The 19,385-nt window shown below is 69.7% G+C and carries 19 protein-coding genes; 10 read left to right on the forward strand and 9 right to left on the reverse strand.

Going from position 1 to position 19,385, the window contains the following annotated elements:
* The first annotated feature begins 53 nt into the window (after nucleotides 1-53).
* Nucleotides 54-2,141, forward strand: a complete 2,088-nt coding sequence (locus G3M62_RS05100) for a copper-transporting P-type ATPase (RefSeq protein ID WP_246263618.1) — start codon at nucleotides 54-56, stop codon at nucleotides 2,139-2,141.
* Nucleotides 2,142-2,208: 67 nt separating this feature from the next.
* On the opposite strand, the gene G3M62_RS05105 is transcribed toward G3M62_RS05100, so the two are convergent.
* The 4 genes from G3M62_RS05105 to ubiG form a co-directional block, all read right to left on the reverse strand.
* Nucleotides 2,209-2,523 carry a glycine zipper 2TM domain-containing protein gene (locus G3M62_RS05105; RefSeq protein ID WP_165185230.1) on the reverse strand — a complete coding sequence of 105 codons (315 nt, stop codon included), beginning with the start codon at nucleotides 2,521-2,523 and terminating at the stop codon, nucleotides 2,209-2,211.
* Between the two features lie 149 nt (nucleotides 2,524-2,672).
* Nucleotides 2,673-3,710 (reverse strand): glycine zipper 2TM domain-containing protein, encoded by a 1,038-nt coding sequence (locus G3M62_RS05110; RefSeq protein ID WP_165185231.1) that lies wholly within the window; start codon nucleotides 3,708-3,710, stop codon nucleotides 2,673-2,675.
* A gap of 138 nt (nucleotides 3,711-3,848) precedes the next feature.
* Nucleotides 3,849-4,232 carry a hypothetical protein gene (locus G3M62_RS05115; RefSeq protein WP_165185233.1) on the reverse strand — a complete coding sequence of 128 codons (384 nt, stop codon included), beginning with the start codon at nucleotides 4,230-4,232 and terminating at the stop codon, nucleotides 3,849-3,851.
* Between the two features lie 7 nt (nucleotides 4,233-4,239).
* The gene (ubiG, locus tag G3M62_RS05120; protein ID WP_165185235.1) at nucleotides 4,240-5,016 is read right to left on the reverse strand and encodes a bifunctional 2-polyprenyl-6-hydroxyphenol methylase/3-demethylubiquinol 3-O-methyltransferase UbiG; all 777 of its coding nucleotides are present in this window, start codon (nucleotides 5,014-5,016) and stop codon (nucleotides 4,240-4,242) included.
* 181 nt (nucleotides 5,017-5,197) lie between these two features.
* On the opposite strand from ubiG, the gene G3M62_RS05125 reads away from it, so the two are divergent.
* From G3M62_RS05125 to G3M62_RS05155, 7 genes are all read left to right on the forward strand, one after another.
* Nucleotides 5,198-6,445, forward strand: a complete 1,248-nt coding sequence (locus tag G3M62_RS05125) for an aspartate kinase (RefSeq protein ID WP_165185236.1) — start codon at nucleotides 5,198-5,200, stop codon at nucleotides 6,443-6,445.
* 133 nt (nucleotides 6,446-6,578) lie between these two features.
* Nucleotides 6,579-7,040, forward strand: coding sequence for a hypothetical protein (locus tag G3M62_RS05130; protein ID WP_165185238.1), 462 nt, complete (start codon nucleotides 6,579-6,581; stop codon nucleotides 7,038-7,040).
* A 215-nt stretch (nucleotides 7,041-7,255) separates the two neighbouring features.
* Nucleotides 7,256-8,206 carry a DMT family transporter gene (locus tag G3M62_RS05135; protein ID WP_165185240.1) on the forward strand — a complete coding sequence of 317 codons (951 nt, stop codon included), beginning with the start codon at nucleotides 7,256-7,258 and terminating at the stop codon, nucleotides 8,204-8,206.
* A gap of 147 nt (nucleotides 8,207-8,353) precedes the next feature.
* The gene (locus G3M62_RS05140) at nucleotides 8,354-8,809 is read left to right on the forward strand and encodes a glycine zipper 2TM domain-containing protein (RefSeq protein ID WP_165185241.1); all 456 of its coding nucleotides are present in this window, start codon (nucleotides 8,354-8,356) and stop codon (nucleotides 8,807-8,809) included.
* Between the two features lie 238 nt (nucleotides 8,810-9,047).
* Complete coding sequence (gene ptsP / locus G3M62_RS05145; RefSeq protein ID WP_165185243.1) at nucleotides 9,048-11,312, forward strand: phosphoenolpyruvate--protein phosphotransferase; 2,265 nt, start codon at nucleotides 9,048-9,050, stop codon at nucleotides 11,310-11,312.
* Between the two features lie 177 nt (nucleotides 11,313-11,489).
* Complete coding sequence (locus tag G3M62_RS05150) at nucleotides 11,490-12,593, forward strand: helix-turn-helix domain-containing protein (protein ID WP_165185244.1); 1,104 nt, start codon at nucleotides 11,490-11,492, stop codon at nucleotides 12,591-12,593.
* A 91-nt stretch (nucleotides 12,594-12,684) separates the two neighbouring features.
* On the forward strand, nucleotides 12,685-13,329 hold the full coding sequence (locus G3M62_RS05155) for a hypothetical protein (protein ID WP_165185246.1): 645 nt from the start codon (nucleotides 12,685-12,687) through the stop codon (nucleotides 13,327-13,329).
* Here the strand turns inward: G3M62_RS05155 and G3M62_RS05160 are convergent.
* Entirely contained in the window at nucleotides 13,326-14,129 is an 804-nt protein-coding gene (locus G3M62_RS05160; RefSeq protein ID WP_165185247.1) for a hypothetical protein, read from the reverse strand. The two genes, G3M62_RS05155 and G3M62_RS05160, sit on opposite strands and share 4 nt — an antisense overlap.
* Before the next feature lie 138 nt (nucleotides 14,130-14,267).
* On the opposite strand from G3M62_RS05160, the gene ispG reads away from it, so the two are divergent.
* Nucleotides 14,268-15,407 carry a flavodoxin-dependent (E)-4-hydroxy-3-methylbut-2-enyl-diphosphate synthase gene (gene ispG, locus G3M62_RS05165; RefSeq protein ID WP_165185249.1) on the forward strand — a complete coding sequence of 380 codons (1,140 nt, stop codon included), beginning with the start codon at nucleotides 14,268-14,270 and terminating at the stop codon, nucleotides 15,405-15,407.
* 3 nt (nucleotides 15,408-15,410) lie between these two features.
* On the opposite strand, the gene G3M62_RS05170 is transcribed toward ispG, so the two are convergent.
* A complete protein-coding gene (locus G3M62_RS05170; protein WP_165185250.1) occupies nucleotides 15,411-16,019 on the reverse strand; it encodes a TetR/AcrR family transcriptional regulator in 609 nt (202 codons plus the stop codon).
* Nucleotides 16,020-16,113: 94 nt separating this feature from the next.
* Here G3M62_RS05170 and G3M62_RS05175 point away from each other — a divergent pair, with 94 nt between their 5' ends.
* The gene (locus G3M62_RS05175) at nucleotides 16,114-16,599 is read left to right on the forward strand and encodes a hypothetical protein (protein ID WP_165185252.1); all 486 of its coding nucleotides are present in this window, start codon (nucleotides 16,114-16,116) and stop codon (nucleotides 16,597-16,599) included.
* Here G3M62_RS05175 and G3M62_RS05180 read toward each other — a convergent pair.
* From G3M62_RS05180 to G3M62_RS05190, 3 genes are all read right to left on the reverse strand, one after another.
* The gene (locus tag G3M62_RS05180) at nucleotides 16,596-17,420 is read right to left on the reverse strand and encodes a hypothetical protein (RefSeq protein ID WP_165185253.1); all 825 of its coding nucleotides are present in this window, start codon (nucleotides 17,418-17,420) and stop codon (nucleotides 16,596-16,598) included. The genes G3M62_RS05175 and G3M62_RS05180 overlap by 4 nt on opposite strands.
* 106 nt (nucleotides 17,421-17,526) lie before the next feature.
* The gene (locus G3M62_RS05185; RefSeq protein ID WP_165185255.1) at nucleotides 17,527-17,913 is read right to left on the reverse strand and encodes an OsmC family protein; all 387 of its coding nucleotides are present in this window, start codon (nucleotides 17,911-17,913) and stop codon (nucleotides 17,527-17,529) included.
* 73 nt (nucleotides 17,914-17,986) lie between these two features.
* Nucleotides 17,987-19,369: an aminotransferase-like domain-containing protein gene (locus G3M62_RS05190; protein WP_205691947.1), complete on the reverse strand. Its 1,383-nt coding sequence runs from the start codon at nucleotides 19,367-19,369 to the stop codon at nucleotides 17,987-17,989.
* Nucleotides 19,370-19,385: the final 16 nt, after the last annotated feature.

Raw genomic sequence — 19,385 nt, forward strand, 5'->3', positions numbered from 1 at the left:
ACGGTTCATCCACGACAGCGACGCCGGCTTCGGGCGCGATCTACACCTGTCCGATGCATCCCCAGGTCCGCCGGCCCGGCCCCGGCGCCTGTCCGATCTGCGGCATGGCTCTGGAACCGTTGATCGCCGCCGCCGACCCCGCTCCGAACCCCGAACTGCGCGACATGACGCGGCGCTTCTGGATCGCTCTGGTCCTGGCCGCGCCGGTGTTCATCCTGGAGATGGGCGGGCACGTGGGGATGATGGCGGCGCACATGCCGCCCGCCGTCTCGAATTGGATCCAGCTGGTCTTGGCGACCCCCGTCGTCCTCGGTTGCGGCTGGCCGTTCTTCGAACGCGGCGCGCGGTCGCTGGTCACGCGCCAGCTCAACATGTTCACGCTGATCGCCATGGGGATCGGCGTGGCGTGGAGCTACAGCGTCGTGGCGGTCCTGGCGCCCCATCTGTTTCCGCCGGCCTTCCGTCGGCCCGACGGCTCGACGCCGATCTATTTCGAGGCGGCGGCCGTCATCACGGTGCTGGTCCTGCTGGGCCAGGTCCTGGAGTTGCGGGCCCGCGAGAACACTTCCGGCGCCATCAGGGCCCTGCTCGACCTGTCGCCCAAGACCGCCCGCCGCGTGGTGGGCGAAGAGGATCGCGAGGTCCCCATTGAGGACATCCAGGTCGGTTTCGAACTGCGCGTCCGACCCGGCGAGAAGATTCCCGTCGATGGGCGCGTGCTGACGGGCGAGGCCTCGGTCGACGAGTCCCTGGTCACGGGCGAGTCGATGCCGGTCCACAAGACGCCGGGCGCCAAGGTGATCGGCGGGGCGCTGAACAGGACCGGTTCGTTCGTGATGGTCGCCGACAAGGTGGGGGCCGACACGCTCCTGGCCCGGATCGTGGCCATGGTCGCCGAGGCCCAGCGCAGCCGCGCGCCGATCCAGCGCATGGCCGACCGCGTGTCCGGCTGGTTCGTCCCGGCCGTGATCCTGGCCGCCCTGGCGGCCTTCGTCGCCTGGGCGATCCTCGGGCCGCCACCGAGCCTGGCCTTCGCCCTGGTCGCGGCCGTTTCGGTGCTGATCATCGCCTGTCCCTGCGCGCTGGGCCTGGCCACGCCGATCTCCATCATGGTGGGCGTGGGACGTGGGGCGCGAGCCGGGGTGCTGATCCGCAACGCCGAGGCGCTGGAACGCTTCGAGAAGATCGACACCCTGGTGGTCGACAAGACGGGCACCCTGACCGAAGGCCGTCCGTCGGTGACCGCCGTGCGCCCATCGGAAGGCTTTACGGAGGACGAGATCCTGCGCCTGGCCGCCAGTCTCGAACGGGCCAGCGAACACCCCTTGGCCGACGCCATCGTGCGAGCGGCCGCCGAGCGGGGACTGACCTTGTCGCAGCCGGAGGCGTTCGACTCGCCCCTCGGAAAGGGCGTGATCGGCACGGTCGACGGGCGGGCCTTGATCGTGGGCTCGGCGCGGTTCCTCCAGGAACGAGGCGTCATGGCCGACGGCCTGGCGGTCGAGGCCGAGGGGCTGCGCCGGAACGGCGCGACCGCGATCTATGTCGCCGTCGACGAGACGGTCGCCGGCGTGCTGGCCATCGCCGATCCCGTCAAGCCGACGACGCGGCGCGCGGTCGAGGCCCTGAAGGCGGATGGCGTGCGCGTGGTCATGCTGACGGGGGACAACCGGACGACCGCGCTGGCCGTCGCGCGAAGCCTGGGCATCGACGAGGTGGAGGCCGATGTGCTGCCCGACGAAAAGGCGGCCGCCGTGCGGCGTCTGCGCGAGGCGGGCCGCAAGGTCGCCATGGCCGGCGATGGCGTCAACGACGCTCCGGCCCTGGCCGCCGCCGAGGTCGGGATCGCCATGGGCGCGGGCTCGGACGTGGCGATCGAGAGCGCGGGCGTCACCCTGCTGCATGGCGATCTGGAGGGGCTGGTGAAGGCGCGCCGTCTTTCGCGGGCGGTGATGGGCAATATCCGCCAGAATCTGTTCTTCGCCTTCGCCTATAATGTCGCGGGCCTGCCGATCGCGGCGGGCGCGCTCTATCCGGTGTTCGGGTGGCTGCTGTCGCCGCCCGTCGCCGCCGCGGCCATGGCCCTGTCGTCCGTCAGCGTGGTCGGCAACGCCCTGCGTCTGCGGGCGATCCGTCTCTGACGGCTATCGGACACGAAAAAGGGCGCCGAGAAGCTCGGCGCCCTTCCGGTTTCAGGGCCGTGAGACCCTAGTAGCGACGGTATTCGTAGTGGCAGTTGTCGTTTTTGGACCGCTTCTTGGCGATCTGGTTGCCGGCGACGGCGCCCAGGGCGCCGCCGATCAGGGCGCCTTCGGTCTTGTTGCCATGGCCCGCGACCACGGCGCCCAAGGTGCCGCCGCCCAGGGCGCCGACGACGGTGCCCTTGTTGCGAGCGCTCTTGGTGCTCTTGCAGACCCAGACCTTGTGGGTGCGGGACTGGGCTTCGGCGGCGGTCACCGCCACGGTGGAGGCCGTGAAGCCCAGGGCGACGACGACGGCGAGAGTCTTGAGGTGGGCGCGCATGGCGAGCTCCGTTCTTGGTTTGTGATCCTTGAACGCTATCAACGCTCAAGCTCGGAATGGGTTCGATCAGTGTCGACTTTCCGACCTGAACCGGAGATGAAGCGGTTCCGACCCCGCCGTTCATCCCGGTTCAAGGCCTCGGGCGGACGCTAGCCCTGGACGCGATAGCGGCCGGCGCTGTCGGGGCAGACGCGGACGTAGCGGGTCTCGACGCGGCCGTTGTAGTCGGTGTCGGCCGGGGCCAGGCGGCAACGCTTGGAATAGTTGCTGTAGGCCGTGCTGGAGCTGGCGCGATAGCGGCTGCTCTCGCGATAGGCGGTGGTGTCGTCATAGGTCCAGTACTGGCCGCTGGCGTCGCAGCGGCTCTTGGCCGAGGCGTTGCCGATGCTGGCGCCGACGCCGGCTCCGACCAGGGCGCCCAGCACCGTGCCTTCAGGCTTGGCGTTGCGAGCGGCCAGGTTCGAGCCGGCCACGGCCCCGACCAGGGCCCCGATCACGCCGCCGGCGGTGGCGTTCTTCTTGGCGTCGATGCGGCAGGGCTCGTTGTACGAGACGTCGTCGCCATAGCTGCCGGCATAGGGCGCGCCGTAGCGGGTGGCGGAATCGGGATAGCGGCGGTCGTACGAGCCCGACCCGTAGCGGCGATCGTAGTCAGCGCGGGCGCGGTCATATTCGGCGCGGTCGCGGTCATACTGGGCACGCTGGCTCAGATAGTCGCTGCTGCTGGAGCTGTAGACCTGGCCGCTGGTGCTGAAGCGCCGGGCCTGATCGGGATAGCGGCGGTCATAGGCGCCGTAGCCGTTGCGACGATCGTAGTCGCTGCGGGTGTCTTCATAGACCTGGCGGTCGTGGTCGAAGGTCGCCTGCTCGCTGTAGTAGGCCGAGCTGTTGGAATAGTTGGGGTTGTCGAACCGCGTGGCGTATTCCGGATAGCGGCGGTCATAGGCGCCCGAACCGTAGCGGCGGTCGTAATCGGCGCGGGCGCGCTCGTACTTGGCGCGATCGGCCGCATAGGCGTCCTGCTGGGCGTTGTAGGCCGCCGAGCGTTCGTTATAGGCGGCGCGCTGGCCGTTGTAGGTGTCCAGGCGCTGTTGGTAGGCGGCGTCCGCCGACTGGGCGAAAGCAGGCGCGACGGCGCCAAGGGCGACAGCCGAGGCCATCAGCCACGCAGTGGTCTTGGAAGTCATGATAGCTCTCCGTTCCGACGAACGGATCGACGTCGGCCCCCGATAACGGCCGCCAATCCTTGATAAGGTGTCCCTGGCCAATAGAAGGCGCGGCGGCGGTACAGGTTCCGTCAGGCGGTCGGCGAGACGGGCAGGGGCTCAGTCGGAAAGCCATTCCACGTCGAAGCGTCGGCCATTCCACAGCGCCACGGCTTCGGTGGTTTCCGCGTTGCCGAAGGTCAGGTCGCCAGCCTTCACCGTGACCCAGGAGCGCGGACACGGGGTGGCGTCGCGGCCCAAGCCTTTGCTGCACGCGGTCTGAAACCGACCAGCTCGCGCCGCCGCGACAAAGGGGTAGGGCGGCTTACTCCTGCCCAAATCCCAGACCGTAGCCGGTTTGCGGGGATCCGCGCCCCGTATCACCCGCAGCACGTACCGGTCACCCGCGTGGACGATCCGCGCCGTGTCGGGGCGGCCGTCGTGATCGAAATCGCCCTTCAAAGGCGTGAAGGCCGCGGCGGCGGCCAGCAGCAAGGCGATCATGCGAACCTCAGTCCTTCGTCACCGTCATCATGTAGTTGATGTCGCAGTCGGCCGAGCGGCTCCAGCGGCCGGTCAGGGGGTTGTAGGCCACGCCGAACGGGCCCTGGACGTCCACCGGTTCGCCCGCGAGGAAGGCGCGCAGCTCGTCGGGTTTCAGGAACTGCTTCCACTCGTGGGTGCCGGGCGGCACCCAGCGCAACACGTATTCGGCCCCGATCTTGGCCAGGGCAAGGGCCTTGAGCGTGCGGTTCAGGGTGGCCACGATCATCAGGCCGCCGGGCTTGAGCAGCCTGGCGCAGGTGCGCAGGAACTCGCCCGGATCGGCCACGTGCTCGATGACCTCCATGGTCAGCACCACGTCGAACGGCCTCGCGCCCTCGGCCAGCAGCTGTTCGGCGGTGGCCGGGCGGTAGCCGATCTCCAGGCCCTGTTCCGAGGCGTGGGCGGCGGCGGTCTTGATGTTGTTTTCCGAGGCGTCGACGGCCGTGACCGTGAAGCCCAGCCGCGCCATCGGCTCGCTGAGCAGGCCGCCGCCGCAGCCGATGTCCAGCAGGGTCAGGCCCTCGAACGGCGCGCGGGCGTTGCCGTCGCGCTCGAACCGCGCCAGGGCCTGCTCGCGGATGAAGCCCAGCCGGCAGGGGTTGAACACATGCAGCGGCGCGAACTTGCCGCGCGGGTCCCACCATTCGGCGGCGATGGCCGAGAACCGCGCCACGTCGGCGGGATCGATGCTCCACGAGGGCGTATTTCCAGCGGAGGGGGGCGCTTCGGCGGACTGGCTCATGACCTTCATGTAGCAACGACAGGACAACCGGCACAGGGCGCGGCGCCACACTCGACGAAAAAGACACGCCCGCGACATTGCCGTTGCGCCTGCGCGCCGCTAGAAGACCGCGGCTTGCGCGGCCAGCGCGGTTCGTCCGGCCTCGGCGCAAGAATTGACCTTAGGTTTCGAGGGGTAGCGTGTGTCACGTCTGGTGATGAAGTTCGGCGGCACCTCGGTGGCCGACCTGGAGCGCATCCGCCGGGTGGCGCGCCTGGTCGCGGCCGAAGTGGCGACCGGCAAGCAGGTGGCGGTGGTGGTCTCGGCCATGTCGGGCAAGACCAATGAGCTGGTGGCCTGGACCGACGGCTCGGGCCGCGCGGCGGCGGGTCTGCCGGAGTCGGACGACGAGTACGACGCCGTCGTGGCGTCGGGTGAACAGGTCACGGCCGGCCTGCTGGCCATGACCCTGCGCAACATGGGCCACGACGCCCGCTCGTTCCTGGGCTGGCAGGTGCCGATCCTGACCGACAACGCCCACGGCCGCGCCCGTATCGAAGACATCCCGCCGGCCAATCTGGAGGCCTGTTTCGCGGCCGGCCAGATCGCCGTGATCGCCGGCTTCCAGGGCGTGACCAGCGATCAGCGCATCACCACCCTGGGCCGGGGCGGCTCGGACACCAGCGCCGTGGCCATCGCCGCCGCGGTGAAGGGCGCCTGCGACATCTATACCGACGTCGACGGCGTCTACACGACCGATCCCCGCATCGAGAAGAAGGCCCGCAAGCTGGCCAAGATCTCGTACGAGGAAATGCTGGAAATGGCCTCGCTGGGGGCCAAGGTGCTGCAGACCCGCTCGGTCGAGATGGCCATGGCCCATCGCGTCCCGGTGCGGGTGCTGTCGAGTTTCGTCGAGCCGGGCGAAGCCCCGGGCCAAGGTACGATCGTCTGCGACGAGGAAGAAATCATGGAAAAGCGCATCGTCTCGGGCGTCGCCTATAGCCGCGACGAGGCCAAGATCACCCTGCTGGGCCTGCCCGACCATCCGGGCGTGTCGTCGCAGATCTTCGGCCGCCTGGCCGACGCCAATGTGAACGTCGACATGATTGTGCAGTCGCGCGCCCGCAGCGCCGACACCGCCAACATGGAGTTCACGGTCGGCAAGCGCGACGCCGCCCGCGCCGTCGAGATCGTCCGCGCCGCCCAGAAGGAAATCGGCTTCGAAGACGTCGCCGTCGACGAGGACGTCTCCAAGGTGTCGGTGATCGGCGTGGGCATGCGTTCGCACGCCGGCGTCGCCCAGTCGATGTTCGCGGCCCTGGCCGAGAAGAACATCAACATCCAGGTCATCTCGACCTCGGAGATCAAGATCTCGGTCCTGATCGACGCGGCCTACACCGAACTGGCCGTGCGGGCGCTGCACGCGGCTTACGGGCTGGACCAACTCTAGAATCCGCTTACGCGGCGCTCTCGATTGGGGACACGCCCATGTGCGTGTCCCCGTCCCGCGCACGAACGCGACATATTTGCCGAAACGTCGCGTTCTGACGGTATGAAGGGCCGAATCCCTTCCAGGAGCCTCCATGTCGGTCTTCCATTTCGATCCCGAGAAGAAGTCCGTCACCTTCCAGGGCGATGCGGGCCTGGATCTGCTGTACGATCTGCTGCTGCGCGCCAAGTTCGGCGACGGCTACGAGAAGCCCCTGCTGGTCAGCCCGTGGCTGGCGGCCCTGCTCAAGCAGCTGGACGTGTTCCTGCCCGACGACGGCCAGTGGTTCCCCGAGCAACCCGGCCGGCCGATCTTCGACGAGGACGACCTGCTGGCCATGGGCGACGCGGTGATCGAGGAAGGTCACACCGTCGGCTGGTGGACCATGACCGAGCCGGAAAAGCGCGCCTACCTCCGCGAGGTGATCGCCGCGCCCCACCCGCTGACCGACGCCGAGGTCGAATTCATCGAGCGCGACATCGACGGCGCGGTCGAGCAGGCCAAGCAGCTGGTGGAAGCGATCAGCGAGCCCCTGGCCCTGCCGGGCCACGGCTAGGCGCGGGCCTTTTAGAGGGCCCCCGCTAAATTTATCTCCGCTCATCCCGGCGAATGCCGGGACCCAGATCCCACGGCGATGCGGATGATTGGATGAGCGCTGAACTTATGGAACTCGCCTCAAAGCCATTCCATCTGGGTCCCGGCATTCGCCGGGATGAGCGGAGTTGGGGTCTTTACGATGTCAGCCAGGCCTACCTCTGCTAACTCCACAATATGAGCCAGCAGCAGCGTCTCCTGATCGGACTTCTGTGCGGCCTCGTCGCGGGGGCGTTCTGGGGCGGGGTGTTTCTGGCGCCCAAGCTGCTGGCCGCCTTCACGCCGCTGCAGATGACCGCTGGGCGCTATCTCTGCTACGGCCTGGCCTCGGCGGCCCTGCTGGCCCCCAGCGCGCGCCGGGTGCTGGGGCGACTGACCCCGGCCGACTGGCGTGACCTGGCGGGGCTGAGCCTGCTGGGCAATATCGTCTACTACGTCTGCCTGGCGATCTCGGTGCAGATCGCCGGCGTCGCCCCGGCTTCGCTGATCATCGGCCTGTTGCCCGTGACCATCACCCTGGTCGGCGCCAAACCCGGCGAGGGCGTGGCGCTGCGCCGCCTGGCCGCGCCGCTGCTGCTGGTCGGGGCGGGCGTGGTCTGCATCAATGTCGCCGCCTTCCAGACGGCCGGCGGGGTCGATGTCGGACGGCTGGTCCTGGGTCTGCTGGCGGCGGTCGGGGCGCTGGCGGTGTGGACGGTCTACGCCGTCTGGAACGCCCGCCGCCTGGCCGGCACGCCTCGCTTCAACAGCCACGAATGGTCGCTGCTGACCGGCGTGGTCACCGGCCTGCTGTCGCTGTTGCTGGTCGTTCCCGCGTTTTGGCCGGCCTTCCTGGGCGGCGCGCCGCATCTCGCCAACGCCTGGCTGCTGTTCTGGGCCGTCAGCCTGGCCGTGGCCCTGGGGGCCTCGGTGATCGGCAACGGCCTGTGGAACGCCGCCAGCCGGCTGCTGCCGCTGAGCCTGTCGGGTCAGCTGATCGTCTTCGAGACTCTGTTCGCCCTGCTCTACGGCTTCCTGCACGACGCCCGCTGGCCGCTGCCCCTGGAGGCCGCCGCCATCGTGCTGATGCTGGCCGGGGTGCTGTGGTCGGTGCACCTGCATCGGCCGGACGAGCGCGGCGCGCACTGACGGGGGCAGGCACGGCAATCGTCGTTTCAAACATGACTGTAACCTGAACATCACCGTTCAGATCGGGTTCAAGGCGGGAATGCGACAAAGGCTTCAACAGCGCCGAACCGGACTTCTTCCGGCCTGACGCTCTCAAGGAGCACCGCCATGAAGACCTTTGGTAAGTTCACGAAGATCGCTGTCGCCGCCGCTGTCACCGGCGCCCTGGTTCTGCCCGCTTCGGCCGCCTTCGCCGGCGACAAGAGCAACAAGACCGAGCGCGCCGTCATCGGCGCCCTGATCGGCGGCATCGCCGGCGCGGCCCTGTCCAAGGGCGACACGGGCGGCATCGCCATCGGCGCCGTCGCCGGGGCCGCCCTGGGCGCCTCGACCGGCGGCAACGATCGCGACCATCGCTATTCCAGCAACTACCGCGACCCCCGTTACGGTCATGGTTCGAGCTACAACAACGGCTACGGCCAGTCGAACTACGGCAATGGCTACAACAACGGTTATGGCCAGTCGGGCTACAGCAACGGCTATGGCCGCGACCAGCGCGGCGACCGCTACAACACCGGCTACCGCTACGATGGTGGCAATGGCTACTACGGCCAGCGCCGCTAAGCTGTCCTGATCCGGATGATCGGGCGCCGTCCCCTCGGGGGCGGCGCCTTTTTCGTGCGCGAACCACGATTTGACCGCGAGCGAACGCTGTGCGTCGCGCGAAATCTGCTATAGCCCGGCTGAGGGCGGTGCGGCTTCTTAACCTTCGACGCGTTCTGTCGGGATCAGCCGTATCGGGCCATGGCCCAAGGGCGGCCAATATGGCCAACCGGTCAAAGTGGGGAGTACGCGCGCAGACATGGCGGCGTCCGGGATCGCTGTTCGAGGACCACGCAGCCTGCTTCGGCAGATTCGCGAGGCCATGGCCGGGGGCGGTCCCGCCCAGGCCAAGCTCGACATGGTGGTGCGCACCATCGCCATCTCGATGGTCGCCGAAGTCTGCTCGATCTATCTGCGCCGCGCCTCCAACGACCTGGAGCTGTTCGCCACCGAAGGCCTGTCGCGCGACGCCGTCCACGTCACCCGGCTGAAGCCCGGCGAAGGCCTGGTCGGCGAGACCATGCGCCTGGGCCGGCCGCTGAACCTGTCGGACGCCGCCAGCCACCCGTCGTTCTCGTACCGCCCGGAAACCGGCGAAGATCCGTATCACGCCTTCCTGGCCGTGCCGCTGCTGCGCGGCGGCCGCACCATCGGCGTCCTGGTCGTCCAGAACCGCACCGAGCGGGTCTATGACGAGGAAGAGGTCGAGGACCTGCAGATCATCGCCATGGTCCTGGCCGAGATGGTCAGCGCCGGCGAACTGCTGGGCCTGACCGAGCTCAAGGACGTCGAGATCGCGCCCCACAAGCCCGAGCGGCTGAAGGGCGCGCGGTTCGCGGAAGGGCTGGCCTACGGCGTGGCCGTGCTGCACGAGCAGCCGGTGGCCCCCGAGCAGTTGCTGTCCGACGACGCCTTGGCCGAGGAAGCTCGGCTGAAATGGGCGGTCGAGGCCCTGCAGACCCAGATCGACGAGATGCTGGAAGGCCAGCACGGCCTGGTCGGCGCCTCCTACGAGGTGCTCGAGACCTACCGGATGTTCGCCCACGACCGGGGCTGGAACCGCAGCTTGCAGGAAGCCGTGCGCTCGGGCCTGACCGCCGAGGCGGCGGTCGAGCGCGTGCGCTCCGAGCACCGCGCCCGTCTGGGCCAGGCCCGCGACCCCTATCTGCGCGAGCGCCTGCACGACCTGGAAGATCTGAACGACCGGCTGCTGCGCCACCTGTCGGGCGACGTCCACGCCGTGCGCGTGCTGCCCGAGGACGCGATCCTGATCGCCCGGAACCTGGGCCCGGCCGATCTGCTGGAATACGACCGCACCAAGCTCAAGGGCATCCTGCTCGAGGAGGGCTCGGCCGCCAGCCACGCCGGCATCGTGGCCCGGGCGCTGGACATCCCCTGCGTGGGCCGCCTGGCCGGCCTGCGCGACCGGGTCAGCGAGGGCGATCCGGTGGTGGTCGACGCCGAGACCGCCGAGGCCTGGCTGCGGCCGCGTTCGGACGTGGTCAAGGCGCTGAAGGCCCGGATGGAGGTCCGCGCCCAGCGCAAGGCCGAGTTCGCCCGGATCCGCGACACGCCGGCCGTCACCAAGGACGGCGACAAGGTCACCTTGCTGATGAACGCCGGCCTGGCCGTCGACCTGGACATCCTGGGCGAGACCGGGGCCGAGGGCATCGGCCTGTTCCGCACCGAATTCCAGTTCATGGTCGCCGAGGAGATGCCACGCCTGGAGGCCCAGACCAGCCTCTACGAGAAGGTGCTGGAAGCGGCCAACGGCATGCCGGTGACCTTCCGCACGCTCGATCTCGGCGGCGACAAGCTGCTGCCGTACATGGAGCTGGAGCGCGAGGACAATCCGGCCCTGGGCTGGCGCGCCGTGCGCATGGGCCTGGACCGGCCGGCCCTGCTGCGCATGCAGATCCGCGCCCTGATCAAGGCCGCGCGGGGCCGCGAGCTGCGGATCATGTTCCCGCTGGTGGCCAATGTGGACGAGTTCCGCGCCGCCCGCGCCTTCGTCGACCAGGAAGTGGCCTGGGCGCTGAAGCGTGGCCGGCCCGAGCCGGCGCGCCTGGACGTCGGGGCGATGATCGAGGCGCCTTCGCTACTGTGGCATCTGGACGCGCTGCTGCCGATGACCGACTTCGTTTCGGTCGGCACCAACGACCTGATGCAGTATTTGTTCGCCGCCGACCGGGGCAATCCCCGGGTGTCGGACCGCTACGATCCGCTGTCGCCCGCCGCCCTGCGCGCGCTGAAGACCATCCAGCAGGCCTGCGCCGACACCGGCACGCCGGTCTCGGTCTGCGGCGAGATGGCGGGGCGTCCGCTAGAGGCTTTCGCCTTGCTGGCCTTGGGTTTCGACCGTCTGTCGATGCCGCCGGCGGGCATCGGGCCAGTCAAGCAGATGGTGCTGTCGTGCGATCGCGAGGCCGCACGACGCAATGTCGAGGCCCTGCTGAAGACCTCGGCGGGATCGCTCCGTGGCGAGATCGAAACCCTGGCGCGCAAGCTTTACGTCGCCGTCTAGACACGGCCACGGTTAACCAAGCGGCGCTTTATAGTGTATTGAATCCGGCAACTTACTTTGATATCGACCATAAAGTATTAATAAATCCCGGCTAGGACGGGTGGGGCAAGTCGTCGGGTTCTCTCCTAGGTGGGGTCGAATTCTCCGGCGACGCGAATTTGGGGTCTCATGGCAGCCATGCCGCTGGATACGGGCAGGGTCTCGCACTTGCATCTGGTCGCGGACAGCGATCCTGAACACGCGCCCATGGCCGCGCATCAGCCTTCGGTTGACGACGGCGTCGACATCGGTTCGGCCCTGCGCGCCGCCCGCGAGTTCCGCGGCCTGAACCTGCAGGACGTCGCCGACGCCACCCGCATCCGCCAAAGCTACATCGAGGCGCTGGAAGACCTGCGCCTGGACGAGCTGCCGTCGCGCCCGTTCACGATCGGCTACGTGAAATCCTACGCCAAGATGCTGGGCCTGGACGGCGACGCCGCCGTGGCTCGCTTCAAGCTGGATGTGCCCGACGACAGCGAGCCGCTGCGCGCCCCGGTCGGCGTGCGTCATGAGCGTGATCCGCGCCTGGGCCTGATCCTGGCGTTCGGGGTGCTGATCGTGGCCGCCATCGTGCTGTGGAACGTCGCTCAGCGCGCCATCGCCAAGGACACCCCGCCGGCCCAGGTGGCCCCGGCTCAGGCCAGCGCCGCCGTCGCGGCTCCGGCCGCCGTGCCGGTCGATCCCAACGCCGCCTCCGGCTCGGTCTCGCTGGGGGCGCCCCTGCCGGCCCCGGTCGAGTCGACCACGCCCGAGCCCTACAAGACCCCCGGCCTCGACGACGCCGCCGCCAATGGCGGTTCGGCCGATGCGGTCAGCGCCGCTTCCAAGGCCCGTGCGGTCGAAACCGCCAAGAGCGGCGTCGATCCCAGCCTGGTGCTCAATGTCGGCGCCCCGTTCCGGGCCAAAGGCGCGGTCTACGGCGCCGCCCAGGCCGAGGCCTCGGGCCTGATCCTGCAGGCGCGCAAGCCCGCCTCGCTGACCGTGCACGACGCCGGCGGCGCCATCTACTTCACCCGCTGGATGTCGACCGGCGAGGCGTTCCGCGCCCCGCGCAACGGCGGCCTGATCGCCGAGGTCTCCGACCCGTCGGCCTTCGAGGTCTACAACGGCGGCGCCCTGACCAGCCGCATGAGCGGCCCGACGGCGTCGCTGGGCAAACTGACGGTGGCCCCGGCCGCTCCGGCGCCGGTCACCACCGCGCCCAAGCCGGCCGCGCCGCAAGCGCCCAAGCCTCAAGGCTGAGGCCGGCGGCGGGGGCTCGCCCATTGCGAGCCCGTTCCTGAACTGCCAAGCTTGCGGCGACGCTGACCTCGCGTTGTCGCCCGACGAGCCCATGGCCAGTCCACGTCGATTGCCGCGCGCGTTCGTTCCGCCGCTGATCCTGTTGTCGCTGGCTGTCATGGTCGGCTTGGCGGTGATCTTTGTTTCAGACCCTCCGACGCGCGTGGCGTCCGCGCCTCTGGACCTGCGCCCTGGCGGCGTGACGAAGGTCGTGTTCAAGGCGGCGCTCGACGAGTTCTACGACCTGGGTGTCGAGATGGATCAGGCGTCCGCCAAGCGCCTGTTCCCGTGCGTGGCCAACATCGATCAGCTGGATGAACCTTGCGCGGGAGCGTCCATGCCGGTCCGGCTATCGGTGGTCCTGTCGTCCGATGGCGCCGATCTTCTTCGGCGGACCTATTCGGCCGAAGGCGTGCTGGGCGGTCGCTACGGCGGTCAGCAGAGCTTCACGTTGGGCGTCGAGGGCGTGCGCCTGACGCGAGGGCGCACCTATATCCTGGTCGTACGGTCGCTGTCGGACGCCGCTCCGTTGGCCCAGGCTCGGCCGCGACTGGTGGTCGACGCCGATACGATCGGCCGTATCGGGCTCACCATTTGGCGCGCGCTGGTCGAGGCGGTCGCCCTCGGGCTGGCGCTGATCGCGGGCGTGTGGGCCGGGGTGGTCTGGCTGCTCAAGCGGCGGAAACGGACCGTCTAACCCCTACGCCCGCCCGATTTCGCGAACAGCAGGTCCGACCAGTTCCATCGGCTCGACCCCAGCGCCAGGCGCGGGGCGCCGGGGCCGTCGCTGAGCGAGATCAGGACCAGGCCGCGCATCGGGTCGTCGCGGCAGGCCTTGGGCGCGAACGCCACCTCCAGCATGATCAGCTCGCGCACCCCGGCCAGGCCCTTGCCCTCCTGGCCCGGGCTCTGCACCCAGTCACCGTTCCAGACCAGCACCGCCTTGCCGCGCGAGGCCGCCTCGGGATGGACCTGGGTCAGGGCGGCGCGGACGCGAGGGTTCTTGCGCAGGGCGTCCTGCAGCAGCCGGACCATGTCGCAACCGCCGCCGCCGGGGCCATTGCCGGCGCCGCCGGCCCCCGAGCCGCTGCCGGCGGTCGCCGCGCCCATCAGGTCGGCCTCGCCCAGTTCGGCCACTACCTGCGGCGCGGGAGCGGGCCTGGCGGGCAGGGGCTCGACCTGGGGCGGCGGGACCAGCTTGGGCGGACGCACGGGCAGCCTGGGCGGCGAGGCCTTGGCCGGGGCGGGATCGCCGGCCGGCTCGGGCGCCAGCTTCGGCGGTTCGGGCGGGGGAGGGGGCGGCTGGTACAGCGCCACGGTGATCGGCTCGGCCTCGGGCGGGATCGGCGGTTGGACCCGCACGGCCAGGATCGCCAGCAGCAGGCCGGCATGGGCCGCCAGGCTGATCCCGCCGGCGATCAGGCCGTCCGCCTTCGCGCGCCGGCGCGGGCGCGGCGTTGGGACCAGGGGATCGTAGTGCTGCGGCCGCCCGCTCATCGAAGCTCCGGGGCTGCCCTCGGGACGGTCCAGAGATCATCCGCTCGCGTCAGGATCGTGGCGCCCGCGACATTTCCTCCTTCGCGTCTGCACGCAAGCGCTCTTGGGTTCCGACGCCAAACCCCTTAGATTGGGGTCATGGCCGCAGATCACACCCACATCCGTCCCTGGCGTCAGATCGAGCGCCGGCAATCGCGGAAGATCCGCGTCGGCAATGTCGAGGTCGGGGGCGACGCGCCCATCACCGTCCAGTCGATGACCAACACCCTGACCAGCGACGCCGCCGCGACGCTGGAGCAGATCCGCCAACTGGAAGAGGCCGGCGCCGACATCGTCCGCGTCAGCTGCCCCGACACCGACTCCACGGCCGCCTTCAAGACCATCGCCCGCGAGAGCCGGGTGCCGCTCGTGGCCGACATCCACTTCCACTACAAGCGCGGCATCGAGGCGGCCCAGGCCGGCGCGGCCTGCCTGCGGATCAATCCGGGCAATATCGGCAGCCCCGACCGCGTGCGCGACGTCATCCAGGCGGCCCGCGACCACGGCTGCTCGATGCGGATCGGCGTCAACGCCGGCTCGCTGGAGCGCGAACTGCTGGAGAAGTACGGCGAGCCGTGCCCCGACGCGATGGTCGAGAGCGCCCTGAACCACGCCCGCATCCTGCAGGACCACGACTTCCACGAGTTCAAGATCTCGGTGAAGGCGTCCGACCCGTTCATGACCGTGGCGGCCTATTACCAGCTGGCCGAGCGCATCGACTGCCCGCTACACCTGGGCGTCACCGAGGCGGGCGCCCTGCGCACCGGCACCGTCAAGTCGTCGATCGGCATCGGCTCGATGCTGTGGGCCGGCATCGGCGACACCATCCGCGTCTCGCTGGCCGCCGACCCGGTCGAGGAGATCAAGGTCGGCTTCGATATCCTCAAGTCGCTGGGCCTGCGCCACCGTGGCGTCAACATCATCGCCTGCCCGTCGTGCGCGCGTCAGGGATTCAACGTCATCAAGACGGTGGAGGCCCTGGAGCAGCGCCTGGCCCACATCAGCCAGCCGATGTCGCTGTCGATCATCGGCTGCGTGGTCAACGGCCCCGGCGAGGCCCTGATGACCGACCTGGGCTTCACCGGCGGCGGCGCGGGTTCGGGCATGATCTACATGGCCGGCAAGCCCGATCACAAACAGTCCAACGACGGCATGATCGACCACATCGTCGAGCTGGTCGAACAGCGCGCGGCCCAACTGAAGGCCGCCGCCGACGCCGAGGCGATCGCGGCGGAGTAGCCGTCAGTCGTCCTCATCCAGCGGTCGCCCGTCGCGCGCCCGCAGGTCGGCGATCAATGTCCGCATGGCCCAGCCCGTGGCCTTGGCGATCTGTTCGCCGCTCAGGCCCCAGTGGTCGCGCATTTCCAGCCACGGCGTGGTGTGCAGCACCTGCAGCATCGCCGTCGCCAGCGTCCGGTCTTCGGGCGGCAGGTCCTTGACCAGGTCGGCCGTCGCCTTGGTGTAGGCGTCCACCCGTCGATCATTGTCGGCCCGCCGCATGGCCCGCCCCTGCGGCGTGGAGCGCACCAGGGTGGTGATCGGGGCGATGCGATCCAGGCCCGTATAGATGTCGTGCAGCGCGTCGGTGAGATCCGCCTCGCGCTCGGGGAAGGCGACGCGCGGCCCGGCCAGCTCGCGCACGCGGCTGGTGGCGGCCGCCAGCAAGGCCTCGCGGTCGGGAAAGTAGCGATAGACGGTGCGCCGGCCCAGGCCCGTCCGCTCGGCAATCAGGTCGTGATTGATGTCCATCCGCCCCTCGGCCAGCAGCTCGATCAGGGCGTCGGCGATGCGCGTGCGCACCTCCTCCTTCTTCTGTTCGCGGGGACCGGGCTTGTGAACTGAACCATCCATGCGGCATCCATAGGGTTCGGCACAAAAAGTGTCAAAACCTATATTGACACAAATCGTGCCACATTGCATTGAGCGCCCAACGAAAGGGATACCGATGCTATTTCACATGTCGATCGCGGCGCACGATCCGCAACACGTGGCCCAGGTGCTGGCCGAGCTCTGGGGCGGCGAGGCCTTCCGCTTTCCGCCGATCTCCGACAACGGCTGGATCGCCCTGGCCGGCGACGCGCGCGGCACGGCGCTGGAGGTCTATCCGGTCGACGTGGTGCTGCGCGAAACCCAGGGCGACGCCGACGCCCACGGCGAACACACCGGCCAGCCGGCCTTCACCGCCACCCACGGCGCGGTCGCCACGGAGCTGGACCTGGAAACGGTGCTGGCCATCGCCGCCCGCGAGGGCTGGCCGGCCAAGTATCGCAAGCGCGGCGGCATGTTCGGCGTCGTCGAGATCTGGATCGAGGGCCGCCAGATGATGGAGATCCTCACCCCGGACATGCAGGCCGAATACCAGGCGTGCATGAGCTTCGAGGCCTGGCGCGCCATGGGCGCGGCCATGGCGGCCGGTGGCGCGCCGGCCTAGGCCTTGATGTTCAGGATCGACGCCGAGGGGGACGAGGATGAGGCGCCCGACGGCAGCTGGACGTCGGCGGTCGCGTCGGGGCCTTCGACGGCCTTGGCGGCCTCGGTCAGGTCCTTCTTGGCGTCCTCGACCTCGTCGGCCGCGCCGTCCTTGTGCGACTTGTCGGTCAGCTTCTTCAGCTTCGCTTCCTGCACGGCGGTGTCGTACATCTGCTTGGCGGCGCCGGCGAAGGTCTTGATCTCTTCCATGTAGAGGTCGGCGACGAAGCGCGGCTTGGCGCCGGTCATGATCATCGGCGTCGCGGCGGGCGTGGCGCCCTGGGCGGCGGCGGCCTGTGACGCGGGGTCTTGAGGCGTCGCGGCCTGCGGATCCGCGACGGGCGCGGCGTCGACGGGCGTCCCGTCGGGCGTGGCCTGAACGGCTTGAGGATCGGCGGCTTGAGGATCGTTGGCTTGGGCGGCGGCGTTCGGATCCGTCGCCTGGGCGAGGTTCTGGGCGTTGGCCAGGTCGGCGGCTTCGCGGCCGCCGGCCGTGGCGGAGGCGTAGTCCTTGGCCACCTGCGAATACTGCTTGTAGAGGTGCGCGGCGGCCTTGGCCCGCTCCACCGGGTCCTGGATCAGGGTCAGGGCGATCAGCGCCTTGCTCATGTCCTTCAGCTTCTCGGCCACGTCCTGGCCGGGCGAACTGGTTTCCTTCGACGATCCCGAGGACGACGCCGGGCTCGAAGCCGACTTCGACGCGTCGGTCTTGGCCAGGGGATCCGACAGCGGCGTCAGGGTCTTGGCCAGGGACGCGGCCAAGGACGGGGAAGTGACGTTCATCGCTTTTCGAATCCTACGCGGGGCAAACCACGAAGCACCTTAGCAAGTTCGAGTGACGCGATCATTTCACGACCGCGATCAGGCGCCTGTCCCCGATCGCAGGGTCTCACCCCAGAGACGTCTGGACCGGCACGCCGTTCTTGATGGCCAGGGTCACCGGGGTGCGTTCGGCGATGTCGGCCAGGCGGGCGCGCTGGGCGTCGTCCAGCGGGCCGGTCGGAAACAGCACGCGCTCGATGCGCGGCGGGGTCTCGCCGCCGTGATAGTGCAGCCGCACCTCCAGGGCCTCGAGCGGCCACTGCTTGTGCTCGGCGTACATCTTCAGGGTCATGGCCGTGCAGGCGCCCAGGGCCGACAGCAGCAGGTCGAACGGTGCGGGACCGACGTCGGCCCCGCCGTTGCGCGGCGGCTCGTCCGAGATCAGCGTGTGCTGGCCGGTGGTGATGGTGGTCGCGTAGTGGGCGTCGCTGATGCGGGCGGTGGCGCTGGCCATGGGTCCTCGCTGGATCGAAAGGTCGAGCTGGTGTCGGGCCTTCGCGCCACTCCGTCTAGAAGAAATCGGACGTTCAGATCACGCCTTGCGATCGCTCGTCCGCGCCGGTCAGGGCGGCGGCGACCACGCGCAGGCCGCGCTCCAGCTCGGCCCGATCGGCCGCCGGGCCCAGGCAGACACGGACGCCGGTCTCCAGGCTCGGCGCCACCACCGGCGCGCTTGGCGGGGTCACTTCGACGCCGCCGCGCAGGGCCCGCCCGGCCACGCGCTCGGCCTCCAGCTCGCCCATCGGCAGCCACAGGTGCGGGGCGGCGAGGGAGGCCGGGGTTTCCACCGCCGGGCCCAGGATCTCCAGCGCCATGGCCAGGCGAGCCGTGGTCTCGGCCACGCCCGCGGCGGCGATGACGTCGGCGGTCCCGTCCTCGATCCACTGGGTGGCGATCAGTCCGCCGAAGGCCGGCGGGGCGTAGGCCAGGGCGCGGACAGCGCGCAGCACCCGCTCCAGATGGTCGCCCGGCGGCGTGACCAGATAGCCGGCGCGCAGGCCGGGCGCGAGCGACTTGGACACCCCCGAGACGTGGAAGGTGCGCTCGGGCGCCAGAACGGCCAGCGGGAGCGGGCGGTTCGGCCCGGCATAGACCGCGTAGATGTCGTCCTCGACCAGCCACAGGTCTTGCTTGCGGGCCACGGCGACGATCTCTTCCCGACGCCGCAGGCTCATGATCCGGCCGGTGGGGTTCTGCAGCGTGGGCAGTAGGAACGCCACGCGGGCTCCGTCGCGGGCGGCCGCCTCCAGCGCGTCGGGGCGCACGCCGTCGGCGTCCATGGCCAGGCCGCGCAGCCGCAGGCCCAGGTGCTCGGCGATGGCCTTGGCGCCCTGGTAGGTCGAGGCCTCGCACAGCACCGTGTCGCCGGGCCGCGTCAGGCTGCCCAGCGCCAGGGCCAGGCCCTGCTGGGCGCCCGCGCAGCAGATCAGCCGCGTCCAGTCCGCGCCTTCCAGCCCGCCGCTGCGCGCCAGCCAGGCCGCGCCCGCCCGCCGCTGGGCGTCCAGCCCGGCCACGGGCGAATAGCCCAGGTGCTCCACCAGGTCGGGACGCCGACGCAGCTTGGTCAGGGCCTCGGCCAGATGGTCGGCGGCGGCGCGCTGCGGGGCGATGTTCTGGGCCAGGTTGATGGGCCCCGCCAGCGGGATCGGCCGTCCAGGCGAGACGCCCGCGCCGCGCACGAAGCTGCCGCGCCCGACGTGCGCCTGCACCAGTCCGGCCTTCTCGGCCTCGACATAGGCGCGGGTCACCGTGCCCAGGCCCAGGCCCAGGCGGTGGGCCAGATCGCGCTGCGGCGGCAGCCGGTCGCCGTCGTTCAGGGCGCCCGAGGCGATGTCGGCCCGCAAGGCGTCCATCAGCCGCTCGTACAGCGGCGCGTCGCCGGGCGGCAGGGTCGGGGTCCAGCCCGCCATCGGTGTCTCCATAATT

The sequence above is a fragment of the Caulobacter soli genome (assembly GCF_011045195.1).
Classification (GTDB): domain Bacteria; phylum Pseudomonadota; class Alphaproteobacteria; order Caulobacterales; family Caulobacteraceae; genus Caulobacter; species Caulobacter soli.

Coding starts and splice junctions, on each gene's coding strand:
- G3M62_RS05160 (WP_165185247.1), bottom strand. CDS start 14,129: ATGAGCGGGCGGCCGCAGCACTACGATCCCCTGGTCCCAACGCCGCGC.
- G3M62_RS05190 (WP_205691947.1), bottom strand. CDS start 19,369: ATGGCGGGCTGGACCCCGACCCTGCCGCCCGGCGACGCGCCGCTGTAC.
- G3M62_RS05130 (WP_165185238.1), top strand. CDS start 6,579: ATGTCGGTCTTCCATTTCGATCCCGAGAAGAAGTCCGTCACCTTCCAG.
- G3M62_RS05155 (WP_165185246.1), top strand. CDS start 12,685: ATGGCCAGTCCACGTCGATTGCCGCGCGCGTTCGTTCCGCCGCTGATC.
- G3M62_RS05185 (WP_165185255.1), bottom strand. CDS start 17,913: ATGGCCAGCGCCACCGCCCGCATCAGCGACGCCCACTACGCGACCACC.
- G3M62_RS05170 (WP_165185250.1), bottom strand. CDS start 16,019: ATGGATGGTTCAGTTCACAAGCCCGGTCCCCGCGAACAGAAGAAGGAG.
- G3M62_RS05135 (WP_165185240.1), top strand. CDS start 7,256: ATGAGCCAGCAGCAGCGTCTCCTGATCGGACTTCTGTGCGGCCTCGTC.
- G3M62_RS05175 (WP_165185252.1), top strand. CDS start 16,114: ATGCTATTTCACATGTCGATCGCGGCGCACGATCCGCAACACGTGGCC.
- ptsP (WP_165185243.1), top strand. CDS start 9,048: ATGGCGGCGTCCGGGATCGCTGTTCGAGGACCACGCAGCCTGCTTCGG.
- G3M62_RS05100 (WP_246263618.1), top strand. CDS start 54: ATGCATCCCCAGGTCCGCCGGCCCGGCCCCGGCGCCTGTCCGATCTGC.
- ubiG (WP_165185235.1), bottom strand. CDS start 5,016: ATGAGCCAGTCCGCCGAAGCGCCCCCCTCCGCTGGAAATACGCCCTCG.
- G3M62_RS05140 (WP_165185241.1), top strand. CDS start 8,354: ATGAAGACCTTTGGTAAGTTCACGAAGATCGCTGTCGCCGCCGCTGTC.
- G3M62_RS05105 (WP_165185230.1), bottom strand. CDS start 2,523: ATGCGCGCCCACCTCAAGACTCTCGCCGTCGTCGTCGCCCTGGGCTTC.
- G3M62_RS05180 (WP_165185253.1), bottom strand. CDS start 17,420: ATGAACGTCACTTCCCCGTCCTTGGCCGCGTCCCTGGCCAAGACCCTG.
- G3M62_RS05110 (WP_165185231.1), bottom strand. CDS start 3,710: ATGACTTCCAAGACCACTGCGTGGCTGATGGCCTCGGCTGTCGCCCTT.
- G3M62_RS05150 (WP_165185244.1), top strand. CDS start 11,490: ATGCCGCTGGATACGGGCAGGGTCTCGCACTTGCATCTGGTCGCGGAC.
- G3M62_RS05115 (WP_165185233.1), bottom strand. CDS start 4,232: ATGATCGCCTTGCTGCTGGCCGCCGCCGCGGCCTTCACGCCTTTGAAG.
- ispG (WP_165185249.1), top strand. CDS start 14,268: ATGGCCGCAGATCACACCCACATCCGTCCCTGGCGTCAGATCGAGCGC.